This window comes from Mesorhizobium sp. P2_D1 (genome assembly GCF_056404455.1).
On sequence record NZ_JBFUDZ010000013.1, the window covers coordinates 48,612 to 71,161 of the forward strand.

General features: G+C 63.4%; 19 protein-coding genes. 4 read left to right on the plus strand and 15 right to left on the minus strand.

Features of this window, described 5'->3' with window-relative positions; all coding sequences use genetic code 11:
• The first annotated feature begins 194 nt into the window (after window positions 1-194).
• Window positions 195-1,100 carry a UTP--glucose-1-phosphate uridylyltransferase GalU gene (galU, locus tag AC1D0I_RS12235; protein ID WP_477395329.1) on the plus strand — a complete coding sequence of 302 codons (906 nt, stop codon included), beginning with the start codon at window positions 195-197 and terminating at the stop codon, window positions 1,098-1,100.
• A 157-nt stretch (window positions 1,101-1,257) separates the two neighbouring features.
• On the opposite strand, the gene AC1D0I_RS12240 is transcribed toward galU, so the two are convergent.
• A complete protein-coding gene (locus AC1D0I_RS12240) occupies window positions 1,258-3,051 on the minus strand; it encodes an outer membrane beta-barrel protein (protein WP_477395331.1) in 1,794 nt (597 codons plus the stop codon).
• Window positions 3,052-3,280: 229 nt separating this feature from the next.
• On the opposite strand from AC1D0I_RS12240, the gene AC1D0I_RS12245 reads away from it, so the two are divergent.
• On the plus strand, window positions 3,281-4,282 hold the full coding sequence (locus AC1D0I_RS12245; RefSeq protein WP_477395333.1) for a KpsF/GutQ family sugar-phosphate isomerase: 1,002 nt from the start codon (window positions 3,281-3,283) through the stop codon (window positions 4,280-4,282).
• A 4-nt stretch (window positions 4,283-4,286) separates the two neighbouring features.
• Here the strand turns inward: AC1D0I_RS12245 and AC1D0I_RS12250 are convergent, their stop codons facing one another.
• From AC1D0I_RS12250 to AC1D0I_RS12285, 8 genes are all read right to left on the minus strand, one after another.
• Window positions 4,287-4,751 (minus strand): NfeD family protein, encoded by a 465-nt coding sequence (locus tag AC1D0I_RS12250; RefSeq protein ID WP_457150797.1) that lies wholly within the window; start codon window positions 4,749-4,751, stop codon window positions 4,287-4,289.
• A 13-nt stretch (window positions 4,752-4,764) separates the two neighbouring features.
• Window positions 4,765-5,715, minus strand: coding sequence for an SPFH domain-containing protein (locus tag AC1D0I_RS12255; protein WP_095084570.1), 951 nt, complete (start codon window positions 5,713-5,715; stop codon window positions 4,765-4,767).
• A 118-nt stretch (window positions 5,716-5,833) separates the two neighbouring features.
• The gene (locus AC1D0I_RS12260) at window positions 5,834-7,045 is read right to left on the minus strand and encodes an NAD(P)/FAD-dependent oxidoreductase (protein ID WP_477395335.1); all 1,212 of its coding nucleotides are present in this window, start codon (window positions 7,043-7,045) and stop codon (window positions 5,834-5,836) included.
• 52 nt (window positions 7,046-7,097) lie between these two features.
• A complete protein-coding gene (gene hemH, locus AC1D0I_RS12265) occupies window positions 7,098-8,162 on the minus strand; it encodes a ferrochelatase (protein WP_477395337.1) in 1,065 nt (354 codons plus the stop codon).
• 138 nt (window positions 8,163-8,300) lie between these two features.
• Window positions 8,301-10,226 carry a 5'-nucleotidase C-terminal domain-containing protein gene (locus AC1D0I_RS12270; RefSeq protein ID WP_477395339.1) on the minus strand — a complete coding sequence of 642 codons (1,926 nt, stop codon included), beginning with the start codon at window positions 10,224-10,226 and terminating at the stop codon, window positions 8,301-8,303.
• A 191-nt stretch (window positions 10,227-10,417) separates the two neighbouring features.
• Window positions 10,418-10,795, minus strand: a complete 378-nt coding sequence (omp10, locus tag AC1D0I_RS12275; protein WP_477395341.1) for an outer membrane lipoprotein Omp10 — start codon at window positions 10,793-10,795, stop codon at window positions 10,418-10,420.
• Window positions 10,796-10,882: 87 nt separating this feature from the next.
• Complete coding sequence (locus tag AC1D0I_RS12280) at window positions 10,883-12,328, minus strand: homospermidine synthase (protein WP_477395343.1); 1,446 nt, start codon at window positions 12,326-12,328, stop codon at window positions 10,883-10,885.
• 185 nt (window positions 12,329-12,513) lie between these two features.
• Window positions 12,514-13,260, minus strand: a complete 747-nt coding sequence (locus tag AC1D0I_RS12285; RefSeq protein WP_477395345.1) for an SDR family NAD(P)-dependent oxidoreductase — start codon at window positions 13,258-13,260, stop codon at window positions 12,514-12,516.
• Window positions 13,261-13,368: 108 nt separating this feature from the next.
• Here AC1D0I_RS12285 and AC1D0I_RS12290 point away from each other — a divergent pair, with 108 nt between their 5' ends.
• Entirely contained in the window at window positions 13,369-14,247 is an 879-nt protein-coding gene (locus AC1D0I_RS12290; protein WP_477395347.1) for a LysR family transcriptional regulator, read from the plus strand.
• 6 nt (window positions 14,248-14,253) lie between these two features.
• Here AC1D0I_RS12290 and AC1D0I_RS12295 read toward each other — a convergent pair whose 3' ends face one another.
• The 6 genes from AC1D0I_RS12295 to AC1D0I_RS12320 all read right to left on the minus strand — a co-directional run bounded on the left by AC1D0I_RS12295 (window position 14,254) and on the right by AC1D0I_RS12320 (window position 20,396).
• Window positions 14,254-15,186 (minus strand): heme-dependent oxidative N-demethylase family protein, encoded by a 933-nt coding sequence (locus AC1D0I_RS12295; RefSeq protein ID WP_477395349.1) that lies wholly within the window; start codon window positions 15,184-15,186, stop codon window positions 14,254-14,256.
• Window positions 15,183-15,470 (minus strand): YciI family protein, encoded by a 288-nt coding sequence (locus AC1D0I_RS12300; RefSeq protein WP_477306589.1) that lies wholly within the window; start codon window positions 15,468-15,470, stop codon window positions 15,183-15,185. Before AC1D0I_RS12300 ends, AC1D0I_RS12295 begins: the two co-directional genes overlap by 4 nt.
• A gap of 13 nt (window positions 15,471-15,483) precedes the next feature.
• On the minus strand, window positions 15,484-16,146 hold the full coding sequence (locus tag AC1D0I_RS12305) for an aminotransferase class IV family protein (RefSeq protein ID WP_477395351.1): 663 nt from the start codon (window positions 16,144-16,146) through the stop codon (window positions 15,484-15,486).
• Entirely contained in the window at window positions 16,095-17,240 is a 1,146-nt protein-coding gene (locus tag AC1D0I_RS12310; RefSeq protein ID WP_477395353.1) for an aminodeoxychorismate synthase component I, read from the minus strand. The genes AC1D0I_RS12305 and AC1D0I_RS12310 overlap by 52 nt, the downstream gene beginning before the upstream one ends.
• A 190-nt stretch (window positions 17,241-17,430) precedes the next feature.
• Complete coding sequence (locus tag AC1D0I_RS12315; protein WP_477395355.1) at window positions 17,431-18,189, minus strand: proton-conducting membrane transporter; 759 nt, start codon at window positions 18,187-18,189, stop codon at window positions 17,431-17,433.
• Between the two features lie 374 nt (window positions 18,190-18,563).
• Entirely contained in the window at window positions 18,564-20,396 is a 1,833-nt protein-coding gene (locus AC1D0I_RS12320) for a M3 family oligoendopeptidase (RefSeq protein ID WP_477395433.1), read from the minus strand.
• Between the two features lie 178 nt (window positions 20,397-20,574).
• Here AC1D0I_RS12320 and AC1D0I_RS12325 point away from each other — a divergent pair, with 178 nt between their 5' ends.
• Window positions 20,575-22,116: a sigma-54-dependent transcriptional regulator gene (locus AC1D0I_RS12325; RefSeq protein WP_477395357.1), complete on the plus strand. Its 1,542-nt coding sequence runs from the start codon at window positions 20,575-20,577 to the stop codon at window positions 22,114-22,116.
• The last annotated feature ends 434 nt before the right edge of the window (window positions 22,117-22,550 follow it).

Sequence of the window (22,550 nt, forward strand, 5' to 3'; positions counted from 1 at the left end):
TGTCTCAGGAAAGACCATTCATCGCCGAACCAGGTTAGGAATTAGTTTACCATAGGTACTGCCGGGAACGAAAAGACGCCTCAAAGCTTTACCGGGGAATGTTCCCCTCAGTTGCTCGGTAGTCCTCAATTCCGGCGTGAAAATGTCTTGAAACGGGGATTGCGGAGCAGGCCATCAAATGGATAATTGACAGCATGAAGAGAGTTCGCAAGGCAGTCTTCCCGGTCGCCGGTCTCGGCACACGGTTTCTCCCGGCCACCAAGGCCATCCCCAAGGAAATGCTGACGGTCGTCGACCGGCCAGTGATCCAATATGTGGTGGATGAGGCGCGCGAGGCCGGTATCGAGCATTTCATCTTCGTCACCGGCCGAAACAAGGCCGTCATCGAGGACCATTTCGACGTCCAGTTCGAGCTCTATGACACGCTGGCCCAGCGCGGCAAGGACGACCAGCTTGCCCGCCTGCAACGCCTGCAGCCGGCGCCGGGGCAGACCAGCTTCACCCGCCAGCAAGTGCCGCTCGGCCTTGGCCATGCCGTCTGGTGCGCGCGCGAGCTGGTCGGCGACGAACCGTTCGCCCTTTTGTTGCCCGACATGATCATGCAGTCGGAAAAGAGCTGCATGAAGGACATGGTCGAGCTCTACCAGGAAACCGGCAACAACATCATCGCGGTGCAGGAATGCGACCCGGCCGAAGCCCATAAATACGGCATCGTTGGCCGCGGCGAGGATACGCATCACGGCTTCCGCATCACCGAGATGGTGGAAAAGCCGAAGACCGGTACCGCACCGTCCAATCTCTACATCAATGGGCGCTACATCCTGCAGCCCGAGATCTTCAAAATTCTCGAAGGCCAGGAAAAGGGCGCCGGCAACGAGATCCAGCTCACCGACGCGATGCTGAAGCTGGAAAAGCAGCAGCCCTTCTATGGCTACCACTATCAGGGCCGTACCTTTGATTGCGGATCGCCGGAAGGCTTCGTCGAGGCCAATGTCGCCTTCGCGCTGTGGCGCAGCGACATGAACGAGAACATGGCCGGCGTCATCCGCACGCTTCTCGACGAGCTGAAACCATTAGAGCGTCGCGGCGCCGCCTTCTAAGGTTATGTCGATATTCAGGTGAGGCCGGCCTGCGAGCGACGGTTTCTTGCGCTTCCGGTGCTGACGTACCCAACGTACGCTCCGCTCCGGTTCTCGGAGTCCATCGCTCTCGACTCGGCCTGACCTGAATCTCGACATACCCTTCTTGGCGCGGTGCTCAGCGCTGCACTTTCACGCCGAGGAATATGCTGTTTGCGGTGTAGTCGCGGCCCGGCAGGTTGCTGGTCAGCTTTTCGGTCCTCACCCGGGTGGTGAGGCCGGCATAGCGGTTCAGCCACCATGTCAGGCCGGCCTCGGCGCTCAGGGTCCTGTCATGGCCGTCGACGCCGATATAATCGCGCCAATCAAGGCCCAGAGCCGCATTTCCGGTGAGGTTGGCGCGGATCTGCCGCTCGCCCGTCAAGCGGCCTGAATAAAGGATATCGCCGCTTTGCCCGGCGATGGTCGTGGGCTCGACGGTGGTCACGCCGGTCAGGCCGATCGTGGTGCCGCGTTCCGGCGACCATTTGAGGTCGGCGTTGACGGTCGCCCCCGAAATCGCTTCGAGCCGATCGTCGTCGATCGCCTCCCGCAGCCAGCCGGCCGAGAATTCGCCCGACAGCTTCTCGCCCATGTCGAGCTCAAGGCCGGCGCGGCCTCCGAGGCCCGTCGAGGAGCGCTCGAAGCCATCGGTGTCGATGCGTTGATCATAGGTCCGGCGACCGACCTCGATTTCGGTGAAGGGGGTGAGTGCCGGAGAAATCTCGTAGCCGGTGCGCAGGGTTGCCGTATAGAGCGTGGAGTCGCGGTCCTTCTGCGACAACGAGGTGCCGTCCGAAAGCTCGGCGTCGCCATAGAAGTCGTGCGTCACCGTGCCGGTCAACGCATAGCGCATCTTGCCAACGTCCTTCTCGATGCCGAGGCTGCCGTCCACGGTCTGCCGCAGCGGCTGCGTGTTGACGCCAGCAATGGCGTCCGGCGAGGAGGCCGATTCCGGCACCGCCTCGTAGCCGAGCTTGGCGATGGCGCGCAGCTCGTTGTCGAGGTCGACGTTGAGCTGGCCTTCTATGCGGCCCTGCTCATCGTGAACCGAATAGCCCGACACGGTTTCGCGGAAAAGGCCATAGCCGTCGATCGTCGCCGAGTTCTCACGCCAGTCGGAGGCGGCGGAAAAGCGCAGCGCCGTCTCGGACAGCAGCGCCGACGTGCCGGCACTGCTCGCATCGCCGTTCGAGGTGGCGGTCAGGCCCTGTTCGATCGTCGGCCGAATGACGAAAGAGCCCCATTTGACGCCGGTGGCGGCAAACGGATCGTCCTCGGCCTTCTTGTCCTGGCCCTCGATGGAGGCGGTGGGTTCGGCGCCGCGGTCAAGCTTCTGGCTGTCGACGCTGTCGATGGTGAGCTCGCGGCGGTTGGCCGCCTCCTGATCCGCGTCATTGGTGTCGGTATCATCCGTCGTAGATGTGATGGCACCCGTGGTCGCGGCGTCCGTGGCCGCGGCCGTCGACTTTTTCTTCCTCGACTTGCCGGTCGCCTTGTCCTTGGCCTGATCCGCCGCACTTTGTCTGGCAGTCGATGGCCGGCGGCGAGGTTTTGGCGGTGCCGCGGTATCGGCGGAGGCATCGTCGATGGCCGAAGGTGGATCGAACACGCTGCCGGTCGCGGTCGCGGCACCAGCGTCCGTGTCATCAGGCACCGCGCCGGCGCTGGCCGGCAGGTAGGTTCGTGCCGGCGCATTGTCCTGCGCCGCGTTGACCGGCGCCTGCTGGCCTTGGGCTGCCAGAGCCAGCTGTCTCGCCTTGCGCTGCTGGTCGGACAGGATTGCCGTTTCGGAAACCTCGCCGCGCAGCTCCGTTTCCTGGGCATGGAGCGCCGTCGGGCGAAGCAAGGCAAGCATGCTGGTCGCCAGCAGCAAGGCGCAGGCAGCCTTGCCCTTTCGTCCTCCTGATTTTTCTGGCTGGCCCCCGGACATCGTCACCACTGCTTGCGCGGCGCACGCGCGCCATACTTACCGAACCGTAAATGGGGATGGTTAACGGAGGGTTGAGGCTGGAGGTCGTCAGCGGCCTCAAGTACCGATTTCCAAAGGGTTTCACGCGGCGTGCGTTAAGCCTTTTGCTTGCGTGTTTGTCACTGTCCCTAGCCACCGTGGGGCCATTTCTGTTGGACAGGCGGGCGGCAACGCGCTAATCGCATCAGCCATGCATGCGGGATCCTTGAATAAGAAGCCTTTGGACAGGCAAGCCTCGATCGCTTCGGCACTGAGAACGGTGGCAACGGAGCAGGCTGGTGTCGCGGCCCTTGCCGAGGCACTCGAGAACGGACTGGCTGGGCCTTTCGCCCAGGCCGTCGAGATGATCTCGAAGATCGAGGGTCGGCTGATCGTCACCGGCGTCGGCAAAAGCGGCCATATTGGTTCGAAGATCGCGGCGACGCTGGCCTCGACCGGCACACCGGCCTTTTTCGTCCATCCCGCCGAAGCCAATCACGGCGATCTCGGTATGATTGCCAGGGACGATGCCATCATCGCCATGTCGTGGTCGGGTGAGAGCAGGGAACTGATGGGCATTGTCGCCTATTCCAGGCGCTTCTCCATTCCGCTTATCGCCATCACCGCCGGAGAGACATCGGCGCTCGCGCGGGCCGCGGACGTCGTGCTGCTGCTGCCCCGCGCGCCTGAGGCCTGTCCACACGGCCTGGCGCCGACGACGTCGACGCTGCTGCAACTGGTGATGGGCGATGCGCTGGCGATCGCCCTGCTCGAAGCACGCGGCTTCACGCCGGACCATTTCCGTACTTTCCATCCTGGTGGTCAGCTCGGCGCCAACCTGACGCAGATCCACGAGATCATGCATGTCGGCGACAGGCTGCCGCTGGTGGCCACGGGCACCGGCATGCAGGATGCTATCCTTGAACTGTCGCGCAAGGGATTTGGTTGCGTGGCGATCACCGACGCGGACGGCGCGCTGGTCGGCATCATCACCGACGGTGACATAAGGCGTCACATCGGCAGCAATCTGCTAGCGATGACGGTGGATGAGGTGATGACAAAAGGACCGAAGACGGCGTCGCCGGATACGCTCGTGGCAACGGCGCTGCAGACGATCAACAATTCTTCCATCACCAGTCTGATGGTGGTGGAAGGCAGACGGCCGGTGGGCCTCATCCACCTGCACGATCTCCTGCGTATCGGCGCAGCCTAAGCGTTCAGACCCGCTCGACGGTCAGTTCCAGATCCGTGTCGGCCGCAGCCGTCACCCGCACCTGCGTGCCGGCGGGCAGGTCCGGGCCGGAGACACGCCACAGCGTATCGCCCAGCTTGATGCGGCCACGCCCGTCCCGGATCGGTTCGGCTAGCGTTGCCATCTTGCCGACCATCTGCGCGCCGCGCCGGTTGAGCAGCGGCTGGTCGGTCGGATCATCGTGACCACCGACCAGCTTCTTGCCGACATAGGCCGAGACCAGCGACAGCGCCAGGAAGGCGAGGACCTGGACTTGCCAGGTCCAGAAACCGGCATCCCAGATCAACAGCGACACTGCGCCGATGATCAGGGCGGCGATGCCGATCCACAGCATGAAGATGCCTGGCGCGATGATTTCCATCACCAGCAGGACGAAGCCCAGAACCATCCAGTTCCACGGGCCGAGTTCGGAAATGATGCGGTCCAACATGGGAGTATGCCCCTCAGTTCTCGCTTGGGCGAACCACCGGCGGGCGTGCGGCCTGCCTTTGCGCGCCGGCCGTGCCATCGCTGCGGAAGACTTCCTTGGCGATCTCGCCGATACCGCCAAGCGTGCCGATCAGCGACGAGGCTTCCATCGGCATCAGCACGATCTTGCTGTTGGTGGCTGTGCCGATCCTGCCAAGTGCCTCGGTGTATTTCAGCGCCACAAAGTAGTTCAGCGCCTGCACATCGCCCTTCGAGATCGCTTCCGACACCACCTGCGTGGCGCGCGCTTCGGCTTCGGCAGAACGCTCGCGCGCCTCGGCGTCGCGGAAGGCGGCCTCCTTGCGGCCCTCGGCCTCGAGGATCTGCGACTGCTTGAGGCCTTCGGCGGCGAGGATCTGCGCGCGCTTGTTGCGCTCGGCTGTCATCTGGCGGCCCATCGATTCGATGAGGTTGGCCGGCGGGTTGATGTCCTTGATCTCGACGCGGGTGATCTTGATGCCCCACGGATGCGCGGCTTCGTCGACGACGCGCAGCAGGCGCTCGTTGATGGCGTCGCGGTTCGACAGCAGCTCGTCGAGGTCCATCGAGCCCATGACGGTACGGATGTTGGTCATTGTCAGGTTGAGGATGGCGTTCTGCAGTCCGGCAACCTGGTAGGCGGCCTGCGCCGCATTGAGGATTTGGTAGAAGGCGATGCCGTCGACCCCGACGATGGCGTTGTCGCGGGTGATGATTTCCTGGCTCGGAACGTCGAGCACCTGCTCCATCATGTTCATCTTGGCGCCGATGCGGTCGACGAAAGGCGTGATGAGATTGAGGCCTGGACTCAGTGTCTTGGTGTAACGGCCAAAACGTTCGACCGTATAGTTATAGCCTTGCGGAATTGTCTTGATGCCTTTGAACAGCACCAGCACGACAAGCGCGACCAGAACAATGACCGCAATATCGAAACCACTGAAATCCATTTGGCTCTCCCTCAAAGGCAGGCCGCGAAAGCCATTCTCGCGCAGCCGGCTTCACCAAAGACTTAAGTGTGTTTCAGGAGCGTTACAATCAGGTGATGATGGATTGTTTGTGGGTCTGCTATCGACGGTTGAAGGCAAACAACTCTGCATCCGTGTCGCTCTGCCCGTTGATCGAGGCCGAGACAATCTCGGAAGCGATCTGCGAGAAGGTGATGCCGTTGCCGCCGTAACCCATGACGGCGTGGATGCGAGGGTGCCTGGGAATGGCGCCGATATAGGGCAGGCCGGTGGTCGTGGTGCCGAACGAACCGGTCCAGGCGAATTCCGGCCTGACGTCGAGATGCGGGAACAGGCGGCCAAGTTTTTCGGCGATGCTTGCACTCTTGTCGGCGATCAACTCGTCGCGCCGCGTCTCGTCGACAAAGTCCTCGTCCTCGCCGCCGCAGACGACCCTGCCATCTGATGTCGCGCGCATGTAAAGGTACGGGTCCGACGCCTCCCAGATGAATGCTGCGCGCGCCCAGATCTTTCGCGGTTGCGGGCGTGTCGCGATCGCCCATGTCGAGATGATCCGGTGGGCCGCCGCCGGCACGATGTCGACGAGTTCGTAGCCGGTGGCCAGAACAACATGCCGTGCCGTGATGGTGGGCCCATCCCTGGTTGCCACGACCACCTCGTCGGCACTGTCCTCGATCGCCGTCGCTTCGACGGGAGCATAGAAGCGTGCCTTGCGCTGCGAGGCCTTCAGCAGCCCGGCCGTCAGCTTGCGCGGATCAAGCGCGATGTTGCCGTGGCTGAGGATGGCGGCTTCGCGGTCGATGCCGAATTCCTCCGCCAGCGGTGCCGCCGTGAGATAGGTCGCGGCGATGCCTGCCTGTCTTCGTGCCTCGGCCTCGTCCCGGAGTTCCGACGGGCCGAGCAGAGTGCCCGCCAGATAGAGCGACGGGTTGCGGCTCGGGCTGCAGTTGATGTCGAGTTCGGCAATGCGGGCAGCGAGGTTGGAAACGGCGAGCCGCGAGCGCCGCCAGGCCTGCTCCGCCGAGGTCTTGCCGATCATCTTCGACAGCATCGAAAGCGGCTGGTCGATTTCGAACTGCACGAGAGCCGTGGTCGCGGACGTCGAGCCTCTCAGCGGGCCGCGCCGGTCGATGCAGATCACCGCATGGCCGTGCGCCGTCAGCGCCTCGGCCGTCATGGCGCCGCTGATGCCCATGCCGACGATCAGCACGTCAGCCTTGGCGTCACGGGTCAGCGCGGACATCGGGACAACTGGCGCCCGGTAGGCGGACCAGACGGGCCGGCCGCTTCTGAGGTCAAGTTTGCGAGGCATCAAAGTCTCCGGAGGTTCTGCTCAACGCCCCGGAGCTTGTGTTGTTCCGGTGTCAGACCCAGCCGGACAGCTCGCGCCGCACCATTGCCTCGATCACCGCCATGCCCTCGGCGCTGTCGTTGAGGCAAGGAATGTGGGCGAAGTTCTTGCCGCCGGCGTGATGGAAGGTCTCGGCCGCCTCGCGGCCGATCTCGTCCAGCGTCTCGATGCAGTCGACCGAAAAGCCCGGATTGACGATGGCGATCGACTTGACGCCGTCCCTGGCCAGTTTCTCCACGGTCTTGTCGGTATAGGGCTGCAGCCATTCCTGCGCGCCGAAGCGCGACTGGAAGGTGATGATCAGTCTGTTGTCATCCCAGCCGAGCCGTTCGCGCAACAGCCGCGTCGTCTTCTGGCAGTGGCAATGATACGGGTCGCCTTTCTCGAAATACGGTTTTGGGATGCCGTGAAAGGAGGCAATGACAACCTCCGGTTCGAAATCCAGCGTCGCCAGATGCCGCTCGATCGAACACGCCAGCGCTTCGATATAGACCGGTTCGTCGTAGTAAGGCGGCACGCTGCGGATGGCAGGTGCGCGGCGCATCTTCATCAGGGCACGAAACAGCTGGTCGTTGGCGGTGGCGGTGGTTGTCGCCGAATACTGCGGATAGAGCGGGAATGAAAGAATGCGGTCGCAGCCCTTTTCGACCAGCCCCTGGGCGACGCTCGCGGTCGAAGGATTGCCGTAGCGCATCGCCCAGTCGACGACGACCTCTGGCAGGTCGCGCAACGCGTCGGCCAGCTTTTCGCCCTGGGCGCGGGTGTAGGTGCGCAAGGGCGACTCGTTCCTCTCCCGGTTCCAGATCCGGGCGTAGTTGGCGCCCGACGCCTTCGGCCGCCTGGTGAGCACCAGCCCATAGAGGATCGGATACCAGATCGCCTTGTTGAGCTCGATGACGCGTGGATCGGACAGGAATTCACGGAGATAGCGCCACATCGGCTTGAAATCGGTGCCGTCCGGCGTGCCGAGATTGACCAGCATGACCCCGACCTTGCCAGCCTTGACCGACGGATGCCCGGCGGGCAACGGGCCGCCGGCCTTCGCGGCTTTGGGATCGGCAGGGTTGGATAGGGTCATACCTAGTCTCCGGATACGGCGCGAAACTAGCGATGCCACGCCAGTTTTCAATGCAGCGTCTGGCCGCACCTTAGCAGGTAACGAAAAAACCCGCCCGGTTTCCCGGGCGGGCGCGTCGTTGAAAGAGGCGCAGCGACCTTACTTTGGCGGGATGGTCAGGGTTGCGCCAAGCGCAAGCCGATGAGGCCTTTGGCCCTTGTTGGCCTCATAGATCAGCTTCCATTTGGTCGCGTCGCCATAGGCCTTCTTTGCCAGATCCCAATAGGTGTCGCCGGCAACGATGACATGGCTGCTTTCGGTCGGCGCGGCCTCTGCCGGCTTTGCCGGTTCGGCGGGGGCGGGCGCCGGTGCCGCTGCCGCAGGCTTGGCCGGTTCCGCGGCCGGTGCGGCCTCAGCGGGCTTTGCTGCTTCGGCAGGCTTGGCCGGCTCGGCCGCCGGCGCCGCCGCGACGGTCGCGGCGATCTCCGTGATGCGGCCATCGAGCTTTGGCGTGTAGGGCCGGTGCGCGCCGAGATAGTCGGCAACCACCTGTTCGAGGCCCGGACCGTAGTCATAGGCGTTCTTGGCCTTGTCGGCGAAGATCTTGTAGCCGTCGCCGCCCTGGCGGACATAGTTGTTGGTGGCGACCAGATAGTCCTTGTCCGGATTGATCGGCGTCCAGGCGCCGCCTTCCATGACTTCCACCGATTTGACGCGACCGGCATTGGGCGCAACCGACTTGTCGAAGGAATATTTCAGGCCGGCGACCTGCGGGAAGCGGCCGGCGCCGTCCTCGATCTGGCTGAGGCCGTTCTCGAGGCCGGCCACCAGGTCCTTGCCGGAAATCTGGAAGGTTGCCAGCGTGTTCTGGAACGGCAGCACGGTCAGCACCTCGCCCATGGTCACGGTGCCTTTGTCGATCGAGGCACGCAGGCCGCCGCCATTGGAGATGACGATCTCGACGCCCTGTCCCTTGACGCGGTCGAGGATGGCGTCGGAGACGAGGTTGCCCATCGCGCATTCACGGGTGCGGCAGTTTTCGCGGCTGCCGTCGATGACGTCGGTGGTCTCGGCCACTTCCTTGTTCTTCAACGCCTCGATCGGCGCGCCAAGCTCCTTGATGCGGGCGAGCACAGCCGGGTCGGGGGTGATCGACTTGTCGAGAAAGATCGGGTCGCCGCTGGCCGATTTGACGACGCCGTTGTCGTCGAACACCACCTTGAATTCGCCGAGATATTTGGAATAGGACGCCGCCTGCACGACCGGCACCTTGTAGCCGTCGGGATTGTCGACCATCGTCGGGTAGGGGCCCTCCGCCTTCGGGTCGGTGTTCGACAGCAGCGAGTGGCTGTGGCCGCCGACGACCACGTCGATGCCCGGGATCTTGGCGATGACGTCGCGCTCGCGCTTGTAGCCGATATGGGTCACGGCGATGATCTTGTTGACGCCTTCGCCCTTCAGCTTCTCGACCTCGGCGGTGATCGACTTGACGTCGTCCTCGATGGTGATGTTGGGGCCGGGGGAAGCGAGTTCCGGGGTGTCATTGGTCACCGCGCCGATGATGCCGATCTTCTGGCCACCGACCTCGACGACAACAGACGGCTTGACGCGGTCGCCGAGCTTGGATTGCGCGTTGGCCTTCACATTGGCGCCGAGCACCGGGAACTTGATCATGTCGAGGAACGGCGCCAACGCCGTCTCACCATCGTCGAATTCATGGTTGCCGAGCGCCATGGCGTCGAACTTCATCTCGTTGAGGAATTCACCTTCGACCTTGCCTTTGTAGGTCGTGTAGAACAGTGATCCCTGGAAATTGTCGCCGGCGCTGAGCAGCAGCACGTTCTGGCCTTCCAGCTTCTTGCGCTCCTGGGCGATCGCGGTGACCAGCCGGCCCGCGCCGCCAATGCACTCGCCCTTGGTCTCCTCATCGGCCGAGCAGGTCGATTCATATTTGTTGTTGCCTTCGATGCGGCTGTGCCAGTCGTTGATGTGCAGGATGTTCAACGTGTAGTCGGCAAAGGATGCGCCGGACGACAGAGCGAGCGTCGAGGCGGAGAGGGCGGCAATGGCAGCAAATTTCTTCATCTTCGTCTCCCGGAAGGCTGATCAGAGGCGGTTAACGCTCTTGCTTGACTGGAACATAACAGTCGGCGTTTGGGACCATGTTCCCATCGCGTTCCAGATGACGCAAGCGGAAATCCGGGGACTTTTGCCGGCACAAAAAAGGGACGGCGGCCGATGGCCGCCGTCCCTTGGGGAAGCGAATGCTTGCTGGCTCAGGTGCGCCGTGTCAGCACGAAGTTCTGGCCGCTGGAGCTGGTGCAGTTGAGCTGGCTAGTCGACACCATCAGGCAGTTGAAGCTGACCGCGGTCTGGCGGATCAGCGACGTGCCATTGATCTGCACCGACGTGGCGCCGGTCATGGTGTAGCTGCCATCGGCAAGCTTCTGGCCGGTGTCGGTGGCGACGGTCGTGAAGGTGCCGCTGGCGAAGGTCGAAAGGCCGGTACCCTTGGCGTCGATCCAGGAGCCTTCGACTCCTTTCGGCGAAGCCGCCATCGGCGGTCCATCCGGGCCGCTGGTCGCACAGCCAGCAAGCCCCACTACAGTGACCGCCGCAACGCTCATCCAAACAATCTTGCGCGCAATGTTCATCTTAAAAAATCCTCTCCTCAGTCCGCATCCCTTCAATCGCCTGATTTCCGGGCGATTGCAAGGCAACGAGGCATGCTGACGGGGCTGCTATCGGACGAGGATGTTGCGGAATTGCCACGGGTCGCTGCGGTCGAGGTCTTCCGGGAACAGGCCGGGGCGGTTATCGAGCGGCGTCCAGTCGGTGTAGTGGCCTTCGACCGGTCCCAAATATTGCGACTGCACTTCCAGGCAGCGCTTGTAGTCCATCTCGTCGGCCTCGACGATGCCGGCTTCAGGGTTTTCCAGTGCCCAGACCATGCCGGCGAGAACCGCCGAGGTGACCTGCATACCGGTGGCGTTCTGATAGGGCGCCAGCTTGCGCGCGTCGGCCAGCGAAAGATGTGAGCCGTACCAGTAGGCATTCTTGTCGTGGCCGTAGAGCAGCACGCCGAGTTCGTCGACGCCGTCGACCAGTTCATTCTCGTCGAGCACGTGGTGCACAGGCTGCGGCTTGCCGGCGGCGCCGAACATCTCGTCCAGCGACAGCATCGCGTCATTGCAGGGATGATAGGCATAGTGGCAGGTCGGGCGGTATTGAACCTTGCCCTTCCTGGAGCGCACGGTGAAGAAATCGGCGATCGAGATCGCCTCGTTGTGCGTGACAAGGAGGCCGTATTGCGGCCCTGGCGTCGGGCACCATGAACGCACGCGCGTGTTGGCGCCGGGCTGCTCCAAGTAGATGGCGGCCTTCGAACCGTGCTTGTGCTTCTTGGCGTTCTTCGGCATCCACGTCTCGTGCGTGCCCCAGCCGAGCTCGGCAGGCTGCAGGCCTTCGGAAATGAAGCCCTCGACCGACCATGTGTTCCAGAACACAGCCATCGGCTTCGGCTTCTTGGCGCGCTGGGTGTCGCGCTCGGCGATGTGGATGCCCTTGACGCCGGCCTTCTTCATCAGCTTGGCCCAGCCCTCGCGGTCATCCTGCGTAGGCTCAGAAAACTCGAGGCCGACATCGGTGGCAAGGTTGACCAGCGCCTGCTTGACGAACCACGAGACCATGCCGGGATTGGCGCCGCAGGTGGAGACCGCCGTCGCACCGCCGGGCTTGTCGTGCTTTTCCTTGATCATCGCTTCGCGCAGCGCATAGTTGGTGCGGCTGGCATTGTCGGCCTGGGCATCGAAATAGAAGCCGAGCCATGGCTCGACGACGGTGTCGATGTAGAGCACGCCGAGCTTGCGGCAGAGCCGCATCAGGTCCACCGAGCCGGTATCGACCGACAGGTTGATGCAAAAGCCCTGGCCACCGCCATTGGTCAGGAGCGGCGTCAAAAGCTTCTTGTAGTTCTTCTCGGTCACCGCGTCCTGGACGAAAGCGATGCCGCGCTCGTCGAGCAGCTTGCGGTCGGTGTCGCGTGGGTCGAGGACCGTCATGCGCGACTTGTCGAACGTGAAATGGCGTTCGATGAGCGGCAGCGTCCCCCGTCCGATCGAGCCGAAGCCGATCATCACCACAGGGCCGGTGATCTCACCATAAACGGGCCAGTTTTCATTCGCCATTTTATCGAGCACTCCTCAAAAAACACTCCGGAACAGCCGCTTGGCCGCGGCGCGACAAACCATAGATCATTGTCACAATAAAGGGAAAAGCAGCGAAACGCCCGGGAACGCCGCTGTGGAAGTGCTCGGCGATGCCACCGGGAGGCCATGGCCTGCCCGATGGCGGATGTTGAGCCGGCGTCGTATCAGCGAGCGCCGCCGGACGCGTTGATGCGTTCGCCGGTCAGCCACGCCGCCTCGTCCGAGGCGAGGAAGGCCACGGTCGGGGCGATGTCGTCCGGCTTGCCGAAGCGCTGGCCAAGGGGCACGCCAGCGATCAGCATATTGCCGAAATCGGTGCCAACCATACCTTCGGTCATTTCGGTATGGGTATAGCCAGGCGCCACGATGTTGACACGGATGTTGCGGGCTCCGAGTTCTCTCGACAGGCTAAGCGTCAGCGTATCGATCGCCGCTTTGCTGGCCGAATAGAGGCTGGTGTTTGGCACCGGGTTCCAGCTCGAGATCGTGCCGATGTTGACGATGCTGCCGCCGGTCTCGGGGAAGTGGCGCATGGCAGCCTTTGTGGTCAGGATCGTGCCCAGTACGTTGGTGTCGAAGAGCCGCCGATAATCCGCCTCACTGGCTTCCTCGAACGTGCCGAAGCTGGCGGTCGCGGCGTTGTTGATCAGAATGCTTGGCTTGCCGAATGCGATCTCGGCGGCCTCGAACATCTTCTCGACTTCGGCGGCCTCGGCCACGTCACCCCGAACCGCAATCGCCTTGCCACCGGCAGCGACGATCTCCTTGACCGTGCGTTCTGCAGCCTCACGGCTGGAGGCGTAGTTGACCACGACGGCGGCGCCTTCCGCCGCCAGCCGTTTGGCGATGCCCGCACCGATGCCTCGCGCGGCGCCGGTGACGATGGCGACCTTGTTGTTGAGCTTGCCCATTTTGGTTCTCCGAATGGATGGATGGATTTGACAATCGACCAATTGGCCATTCCTGGATGGGTCAGGTAGAGTGAGTAATGCCATATAAATAATTCCAAGGTGGAATAGATGGACAGGCTCATGGTGATGAACACCTTCATAAGGGTCATCGAAACCGGCTCGTTCTCGGCGGCCGCGCGGCATTTGCGCGTCGGGCAGCCTGCCGTCTCGAAGGCCATCGCGCAGCTCGAGGAACGGCTCGGCGTTCGCCTGCTGTCGCGCACCACCCGAGGTCTCTCGCCGACCGATGCGGGCCTCACCTTCTATGAAGGCGCCAAGCGCGCGGTCGACGAGGCCGACGAAGCAGAGAACGCGGCGCGTGGCACTGCGGCGGCGCTTACCGGGTTGCTGCGCATCGGTACGTCGGTAACCTTCGGCCGCCTGCATGTCGTTCCGAGGCTGAAAGCCTTCCTGGACGCTCACCCGAGGCTCGACGTCGAGGTGGCGATGGACGACAGGAACGTCGACCTCGTCGAGGAAGGGGTGGATGTCATGCTGCGTCTGGGTGAAAGCTTCGCCCCTGCTCATATCGGGCGCAAGATCGCCACCTGTCGTCGTCTCGTGGTGGCGGCACCCTCCTACCTGGCACGCGAGGGCGAACCCATCGCGCCGGATGAGCTGTCGCGGCACGAGGCGATCCTTTTCGTCCGAGCAGGCACTTCCAATCGCTGGACATTCCGGCGAGGCGACGAAGAGGTTTCGGTTGCCGGCCAAGGGCGGCTGCGCGTGACTTCCGCCGAAGGGATACGTGAGGCAGTACTTGCCGGCATCGGCTTCACGGTCGGCTCCGAATGGATGTTCGACGCGGAACTGCGCAGCGGTGCGGTTCGGCCGATCCTGGTCGACTGGGCGCTGCCGCCTGTTGAATTGTGGGCGCTGTTTCCGGCCGGACGCAAGGCCAGCGTCAGGGCAAGGGCGTTCGTTGATTTTCTGGCGGGCAGCCTGTAGCCGGCTTCAGCCGGCCATTGTCTTCAATCGTTCGATCAGCCGGTCGCGGTCCGATGTCAGGCCCTTGTAGTCGAGCTGGTCGAGATCGAGCGCTTCGAGCTGGGCGGCAAAGGACAGTGCGAGCGTCGCCCGGTCCGGGTGCCGATCCAGCACGGCGAGCGGGTCGAGGTGGATGCGGATGGTGAACAGGATGTCGCGCGAGGACGGCAGCTTGCGCAACGTCTGACGCTCCACGCGGATGAAGGCGTGCGCCCTGACGTCACCATCGGGGAAGCGTGTCGGCCGGTTGGTGGCGCGGTCGATGCGCTCGACATTGGACAGCGGATGATAGAGCGCATTGTCGGCCTGGATCGACCAGTTGAAGCGCTCGACTGCCTGGCCCTGGAGGCCGTCGAACATGCGGTTGATCAGCTCAGCCGGGCGGGTGCCCGGACCGAAGCCCGGCACCGGCGCGTGGATATCCTGCAGCGGCCGGCCGAACTTCTCGACCAGCAGCCAGGATGAGGGAAAGCACAACGAACCGGCAACGAGCCGCCAGCCGTTGTCGCTCCGGCGCATCAGGATCAGGTCTTCCTGGACCAACAGCGAGGCGGCGACGAGCGGTGCGCCGTCGAGACCGGCGGGGATGGCGAAATGGCTCTCCATGCCCACGACTTCGATGCCCGCGTCGGTGCGCCGATAGGTATCGGGAAATCTGTCCGGCAGATGCGTGCCGAGCAATTCCAGCACTTCCTGCTGAGCGTCCCGCGTGCCGTCCTCCTCGACGAAAACCCGCTCGGGGATCTCGGCATAGAGCCGGCGCTTCTCGGCGAGATACGGCAGCAGAAGGTCGTCGACCTCGATCCAGTCTGCCGGATCGAGCGGCTTCAGGCCGATGCTGAAGAGTTTCGACGAGCCGTCATAGGGCGTATGGGTGGGCAGCGCCCCGGCCAAGCTCATGCTTCCCTGAAACTGTCCAGGACGGCGGTGGTCAGCCTCGCCAGGAATTCGGTGACATCATAGTCGGCTGCGTTGGCCATGGCGAAGGGATCCGCTGCCAGCCTGGCGTCGAGCACTTCGCGCGGGCATTGCGCGATGATGATGCCGCCGGTTCTCGGTTTCTTCGGGCCGGAGGCGACGAAGATGCCGTCCGCATAGCAGGCCTTCAGCCATTCGATATGGGCCGCCTGCAAGCGGTCGATCTCGGTCAGCGGCACCTTGTAGTTCAGCGAAACGACGAACATAGCATTCTCCTGGTCATGCGAGCTTTGCGGGAATCAGGCCGCGCAGCGAGTTGCCGACAAAGATCGCCTTGGCCGACTGCAGATCGCCGTAGCTGTAGATCGCTTCGCGGGCGCGGCCTTCATCCAGAAGCTCGGCGCGCAGTACGCCAGGCAGCAAGCCGCAGTCGAGCCGCGGCGTCGCCAGCATGCCATCGCCAAGATCGGCGAATAGGTTGGTGATGGTGCCTTCGCAGATCTCGCCGCGCTCATTGGCCAGCAGCACCTCGTCGGCCTGGGTAATGAGATATTCCGAGCGGGCATGCGTGTAGAGCTGCCGCCGGCTGGTCTTATGGCGCAGCAGCGTGTCGTGCGAATCGAGCCTTGTGCGCGCCAGCCGCAGCGTCCACACCTTGTCGGCGGCGAGCGGTTCATAGGGCTGTGTCGAGGCGGTCGCTTCGCCGTCGCGCGACAAAGCCAGGCGGGTGCGCAACGCGATGCCGGATCCGCTGACCGCATTGCCCAGCACGTCGCCGATCCTTTGCGGGTCGCAGGCGAAGCCGAGTTCCGCTGCCGAGCCATAGAGGCGCGCAAGGTGGCGATCGAAGCGCAGGAAGCCCGAGCCGGGTTGCCAGCGCATGGTCTCGATCAGCTGGAAGTCGGCGGTGTTCCCGTCGCGAAGCGCGCTTTCAGCAGACACTCCTGATACTCCTCCTCAGCCGTCGAATCGAAGACGACGCCGCCGCCGACACTGTAGACGGCCTCGCCGCCAGAAAAGAGCGAGATGGTGCGGATCGCCACGGAAAAGCGCATCGTGCCGCCGGGCGCGATCCAGCCGATGGCGCCGCAATAGGCGTCGCGCGGCGTGCCTTCCAGATCGTGCAGGATTTCCATGGCACGGATTTTTGGCGCGCCGGTGATCGAGCCGCACGGAAACAGCGCCGCGAACACCTGGCGGATGCTGAGACCCGGCAGCAGTCTTGCCCTGACGTCGCTCACCATCTGGTGGACTGTCGGATAGGTCTCGATGCGGAACAACGCCGGCACGTCCAGCGTGCCGACCTCGCTGATCAGCGAGATATCGTTGCGCAGGAGATCGACGATCATCCGGTTTTCGGCCTGGTTCTTCTCGTCGTTGCGCAGGAAGATCTTTTGCCGCTCGTCCTCGGCCTTGGTGGCGCCGCGCGGTGCGGTGCCCTTCATGGGATGCGTCTCGATCGTGCCCGAGGCGTCGATCTCGAAGAACAGTTCGGGCGAACGCGACAGCACGATGGGATCACCGAGCGAGACCAGCGCGCCATATTTCACCGGCTGGCGTTCGGTCAGCGCATCGAAGGCGGCGAGCGGGTCGCCCGACCATTGGGCATGAATAGGAAAGGTCAGGTTGCCCTGGTAGCAGTCGCCTTGCCTGATGTGCTGGTGCAGCCGCGAGAACCGCTTCTCGTAATCATCGAGCGACCATGTAGCCCGCGCGTCGAAGATCGGGCCATTGGTCGCCGCTGCGTTGCGGGGCGGCACCGCCTCTTCGACCGGCGCATCGAAAACCCCAAGGCAAACGAGTGGTGTGCGGCGCCCTTTCGGCAGCAAGGGAACCAGCTTCGGCTCGAGCAGATAACCCGCTTCATAGGAAAAATAGCCGGCCAACCATTTGCCGGCGTCGTGCGCCGCCTGCGCCGCCGCCAGCGCCGGGAGGAAGTCCTTTGCCTCGTGCGCCACGATGATGTCGGCCGGCCGGTCGAAGACGAGCTGGCGCGCGCTTTCGTCGTTGCGGAAAATTGCGGCGGGCAGGGACATGGGACTCGGATGCTGCGCTCGATGAAGCCGTCGACCGCTCTATATGGGGGGCCGCTCGCGCGCAATCGAGGGAACGGCACGCTGACCCTCAAAGCCGACCTATTGGGCCGACCTCCGGGTCGATATTGCGGCCAAAAACAAACGGCGGTGCCTTGGGCACCGCCGTTTGTCATAATCCTGCTCTCGCCGATCAGGTGTTGCTTGCGGTTCCCGCTGTTGGAAACTGCTTGGCGAATTCCGTCTCGTCGCCGGCGGCAAGCAGCTTGGCCTGCTCGATCCAGCGTTCGCGCGCGATGCGGCCGTCGAAGTTCATGACATCCTCGATCCGCTTGATATCGGCGGCTGTCCAGGCGGCGATCTGGGCGAAGCTGTTGACACCTTGTGCCTTGAGTAGCTTCTCGTTGACCGGGCCGATGCCGATCAGCCGGCGCAGATTGTCGGGCTTGCCCGCTGCTGGCTTGGCTGCTGCTGGCGGGGCCGCCGTGGCTTTCGCCGGTGCTACCGCTTTTGTCGCGGCGCTCGCCTTTGGAGCGCTGGCCTTGGGGGCACTGGACTTCGGCGCGCTGGATTTGGCAGCGCCGGGCGCTGCCTTGGCCGCCGCCGGCTTCTTTGGCGCCGGTTTGGCCGCTGTCGGTACCGATATGGCCGCGGCTGGCGTCGACATCAGCGCAGCCGGCGCCGGGCTCGCGGCCTTTGCCGCGCCGGTTCCTGCAGCTGGCGTTGCCTGCGCTTCGCGCAGCCGGCGCTCAAGGTCGGTGCGGGTCTTGCCGCATGCATCGAGCTCACCGGTCAAGCGGTCGTTGTCGGCGCGCAGCCTGTCGCGCTCGCTGCGCGTGCGGTCGAGGTCGCCGCGCAAGCTGTCGAGTTCACCGCGCAGGCGTCCCCAGAGGAACCAGCCCACCAACACGCCTACCAGGAACGCCAGGAGCATGTAGAAAAAAGTGCCCATTGTCTCTCTCTCCAATCAGATCCGTCTGCCGTGGCATGGGTTCATGACCTTCGGCGAAAGGACTAGTCGATGGTGGTTCCGCGGTTCGCAGAACAGCCGGCTTCGGTTGGAGCTGTCGGCGATCGGCTTTGCCTGCCATGGCCAACGGCCGTTGTCGCGTTCGCCAAGGCGCCGCGGCCGGCCGAGACTTCCCTCGCCGATCGGCATGCGCTCCGGCTGAGCTTGGAAGGAAGGCTATCATAGGGCTTGTGGAAAGCTATCGGAAAACTTCCATGGAGAGTACTTCAAGAACGGATATTTGGACCAAGAATAAGCCGTCCCAATATGCATCCCGGCTAGACTGTTTTGCGAGCAGATGAGACCTAGGGGCGCGTTCAAGCGTCAAGTGTTTCCAACTCGTCGATCAGGCCGCTGATGACGCCTAGTCCGATCTGCCAGAAGGCGGGATCGGTGGCATCAAGGCCGAAGGGCGCCAGGAGCTCGGAATGGTGCTTGGTGCCGCCGGCGCGCAGCATTTCGAAATACTTGTCCTGGAAGCCGCGCTCGGCATTCTGGTAGACCGCGTAGAGCGAGTTCACCAGGCAGTCGCCGAAAGCATAGGCATAGACGTAGAAGGGCGAATGGATGAAGTGCGGGATATAGGTCCAGAACACCTCGTAGCCTTCGCGCAACTTGATCGCGGGCCCGAGGCTTTCGGCCTGCACTTCCAGCCAGAACTGGCCGAGCCTGTCGGAGGTCAGTTCGCCATTCCTGCGCTCGGCATGCACCTTGCGCTCGAATTCGTAGAAGGCGATCTGGCGAACGACCGTGTTGATCATGTCCTCGACTTTCTGGGCGAGCATGGCCTTGCGCTCGCGCCTGTCGGTGGTCTGGTCGAGCAGCGAGCGGAAGGTCAGCATCTCGCCGAAGACGGATGCCGTCTCGGCCAGCGTCAGCGGCGTCGAGGCCATCAGCGCACCCTGGCCGCTGGCCAGCACCTGATGCACGCCGTGGCCAAGCTCATGCGCAAGCGTCATCACATCGCGCGGCTTGCCCATGTAGTTGAGCAGGACATAGGGATGCGCCGACGGCACGGTCGGATGCGCGAAGGCGCCGGGCGACTTGCCCGGACGCACCGGCGCGTCGATCCAGTTGCGGTCGAAGAAGGTTCGCGCGATTTCCGCCATGTCGGGCGAAAAGCGCTGATAGGCGGAGAGCACGGTGTTCCTGGCCTCGTCCCAGCCGATGATCGCCTGCGGCGTATCCGGCAACGGTGCATTGCGGTCCCAGTGGTTCATCACCTCCATGCCCAGCCAGCGCGCCTTCATCTGGTAATAGCGGTGCGACAGGCGCGGATAGGCGTCGCGAACGGCGGATGCCAGGGCATCGACCACACCGCGCTCGACGCGGTTGGCGAGATGGCGTGAATCGGCGATGTCCTCGAAGCCGCGCCAGCGGTCGGAAATCTCCTTGTCCTTGGTCAGCGTGTTGGTGATCAGCGTAAAGGTGCGCAAATTCTTGCGGAAGGTCGCTGCCAGCGCCTCGGACGCCTGCCGGCGCACGTCGCCGTCGGCATCCTGCAAGCGGTTCAGAGCCGGCTCGAGCGTCAATTCCTCGCCGTCTATATCGAAGCGAAGGTCGGTCATCGTCTCGTCGAACAACCGGTTCCAGGCACCGCGTCCGGTGATCGATTTCTCATGGAAAAGCTGCTCGACGCGGTCTTCGAGCTGGTAGGGCTTGTCCTTGCRCAGATCGAGAACCCAGGGCCGGTAGTGGCCGAACGCGGGATCGCCGGCAAGCGCGCCTTCGATCGCGCCGTCATCGATCAGGTTGAGTTCGAGCGCGAAGAACAGAAGGTGCGCGCTGGCGTCGGTCATCTTCTCCTGGATGTCGCCATAGAGCTTGGCGCGCTGAGGGTCGGCGGTGTTTCCGGCATAGACCAGCCCGGCATAGGAGACGATGCGGCCAATCAGCTCCTCCAGGGCCTCGTAGGCGACAAGCGCCTCGCCCAGCCTGCCGGCGCTGCCACGTTCGGCCTCGGCGGCCAGCGTACCCTTCCAGCGGGTCTCGAAGCTGATCGCGTCGGCTGCGGCCTTGGCGATGTCGCGCTTCAGTTCCGGCGCCTCCATGCCGGCATAGAGATCGGCAAGGTTCCATTCCGGCAGGTCGCCAAGCTCGGCCGCGCCCTGACCGGAGGCCGGCGCCGTTAGCCGCCGAGCAGAAACCATGTGCCCAGAAACCATGTGCATCGCCGATACCTTCCGTGGCCGAGGTTCAAAGGGGAAACGAGAAGCCGGTCAAATCCTAAGGAATTCATTCACCGGGTTTTTTGAAACCTTATTTAGAACCCTGTGCCAAGATGGTCCACAGGGCAGAATTCCTCGGGCGGGCATAGTCGTACCAGTCATGACAGGTTCCATACTCATAGTCGATGACGATCCCGTGCAGCGGCGGCTGCTCGAAGCAGCCGTGACGCGGTTCGGCCATGCGGCAACCGTCGTCGACGGCGGCGCGGCCGCACTCGATGTCCTCGACGGGCCAGGCGCCCGCGAAGTTTCGGTGGTCATCCTCGATCTGGTCATGCCCGGTCTCGACGGCATCGGCGTGCTGAAGGCGATGCGCGAGCGCGACATAAATGTCCCGACGATCGTGCAGACCGCCCAGGGCGGCATCGAGACCGTGGTTTCGGCAATGCGTCACGGCGCCTTCGATTTCGTCGTCAAGCCGGCCTCTCCCGACAGGCTGCAGGCGTCGATCGCCAATGCGCTCAAGGTCGAGGCGGTCGAGGGCGAGGTCAAGCGTACGTCGCGCCGGCGTGGCGGGCTTCTGACCTTCAAGGACATGGTCACGCACAGCCCGGCCATGGACAGGGTGATCCGCCTCGGCCAGAAGGCGGCGGCATCCAACATCCCGATCCTGATCGAGGGCGAGTCCGGCGTCGGCAAGGAACTGGTGGCGCGCGCCATCCAGGGCAGCGGCGACCGCCGCTCGAAACCCTTCGTCACCGTCAATTGCGGCGCCATTCCCGACAATCTGGTCGAATCGATCCTGTTCGGCCATGAGAAGGGCTCGTTCACCGGCGCCACCGAGAAGCACACCGGCAAGTTCGTCGAGGCGCATTCGGGAACGCTGTTTCTCGACGAGATCGGCGACCTGCCGCTCGACGTGCAGGTCAAGCTGCTGCGCGCCGTGCAGGACGGAGAGGTCGACCCGGTCGGCGGACGCTCGACCGTCAGGGTCGACATCAGGCTGATTTCGGCGACGCACCGCAACCTCCTGCAGCAGGTCAAGGACGGCAAGTTTCGCGAGGATCTGTTCTATCGGCTGAACGTCTACCCGATCTTCGTGCCGCCGCTGCGCGACCGCCGCGACGACATCCCCTATCTGGTCAAGCATTTCATGGAGAAGGTGGCGCCAGCCGACCCGCGTCATCGCCTGCAAGGCATTTCGGCCACGGCCCTTGCCGTGCTGCAGGCCTATGACTGGCCGGGAAACATCCGGCAGCTCGAAAATGCCGTCTTCCGGGCCTCGGTGCTTTGCGAAGGCGATGTGCTGACCACGGAGGACTTCCCGCAGATCCGGGCGCAGGTGGAAGGCACGGTCAATCTCGACGCCGACGGCGTTTCGCCGTCTGCGTCCTTGCCGCTGGACACGGAGCCGGGCGAGGAGGAAGTCTCGTCAGGCGAGGCTTTCCTGGCGATCGAGCCCGATCCGCTGGCCAGGCTGCAGCCTCGCTTCGGCACGTTGCGGGCGCTCGACGAACGCGGCAATGTGCGCGCGCTGGCCGATGTCGAACTTGAGATGATCAAGCTCGCCATCGACCACTATAACGGCCAGATGAGCGAAGTCGCCCGCCGCCTCGGCATCGGCCGCTCGACGCTTTACCGGAAGCTCAAGGAATACGGCATCGACCCGGAGACCGGCCGCGTCGACCGGCTCGCTTCCTAGGTGTGTTGAGAATCAGGTGATGCCAGCCTGACCTCAATCTCGACACACCCTGGAGCGCATAATCTCTCCCGAAAACCAGTTTCCACCATCGCTTTGCCGAGCTTCGGTTCGGGATTCATGCTTCGGACGCAAGGCCGGAGCCAGCTTGCAATGCCAGAATCCGCCCTATATCGGGTTTCGGCGGGAATGTGGCGGGCCTATGGACAGACCTGTTCACGCATTAAGGCTGACGGTAACAGATCGTGTTTCGGGCAAAGGCGGAAACATGATCTAAACCAGCGGTTTACCAAGAAAACCGGTGAACAATTTTTGACGGGATATCGCCACGGTGTTACCGCATTTTGGCTTCAATAAGCGATGATTAACCATTAGGATCGATATTCGGATGTGATAACGACACATCCGTTTGGACAAATCCGGGGACAAACGGCAGC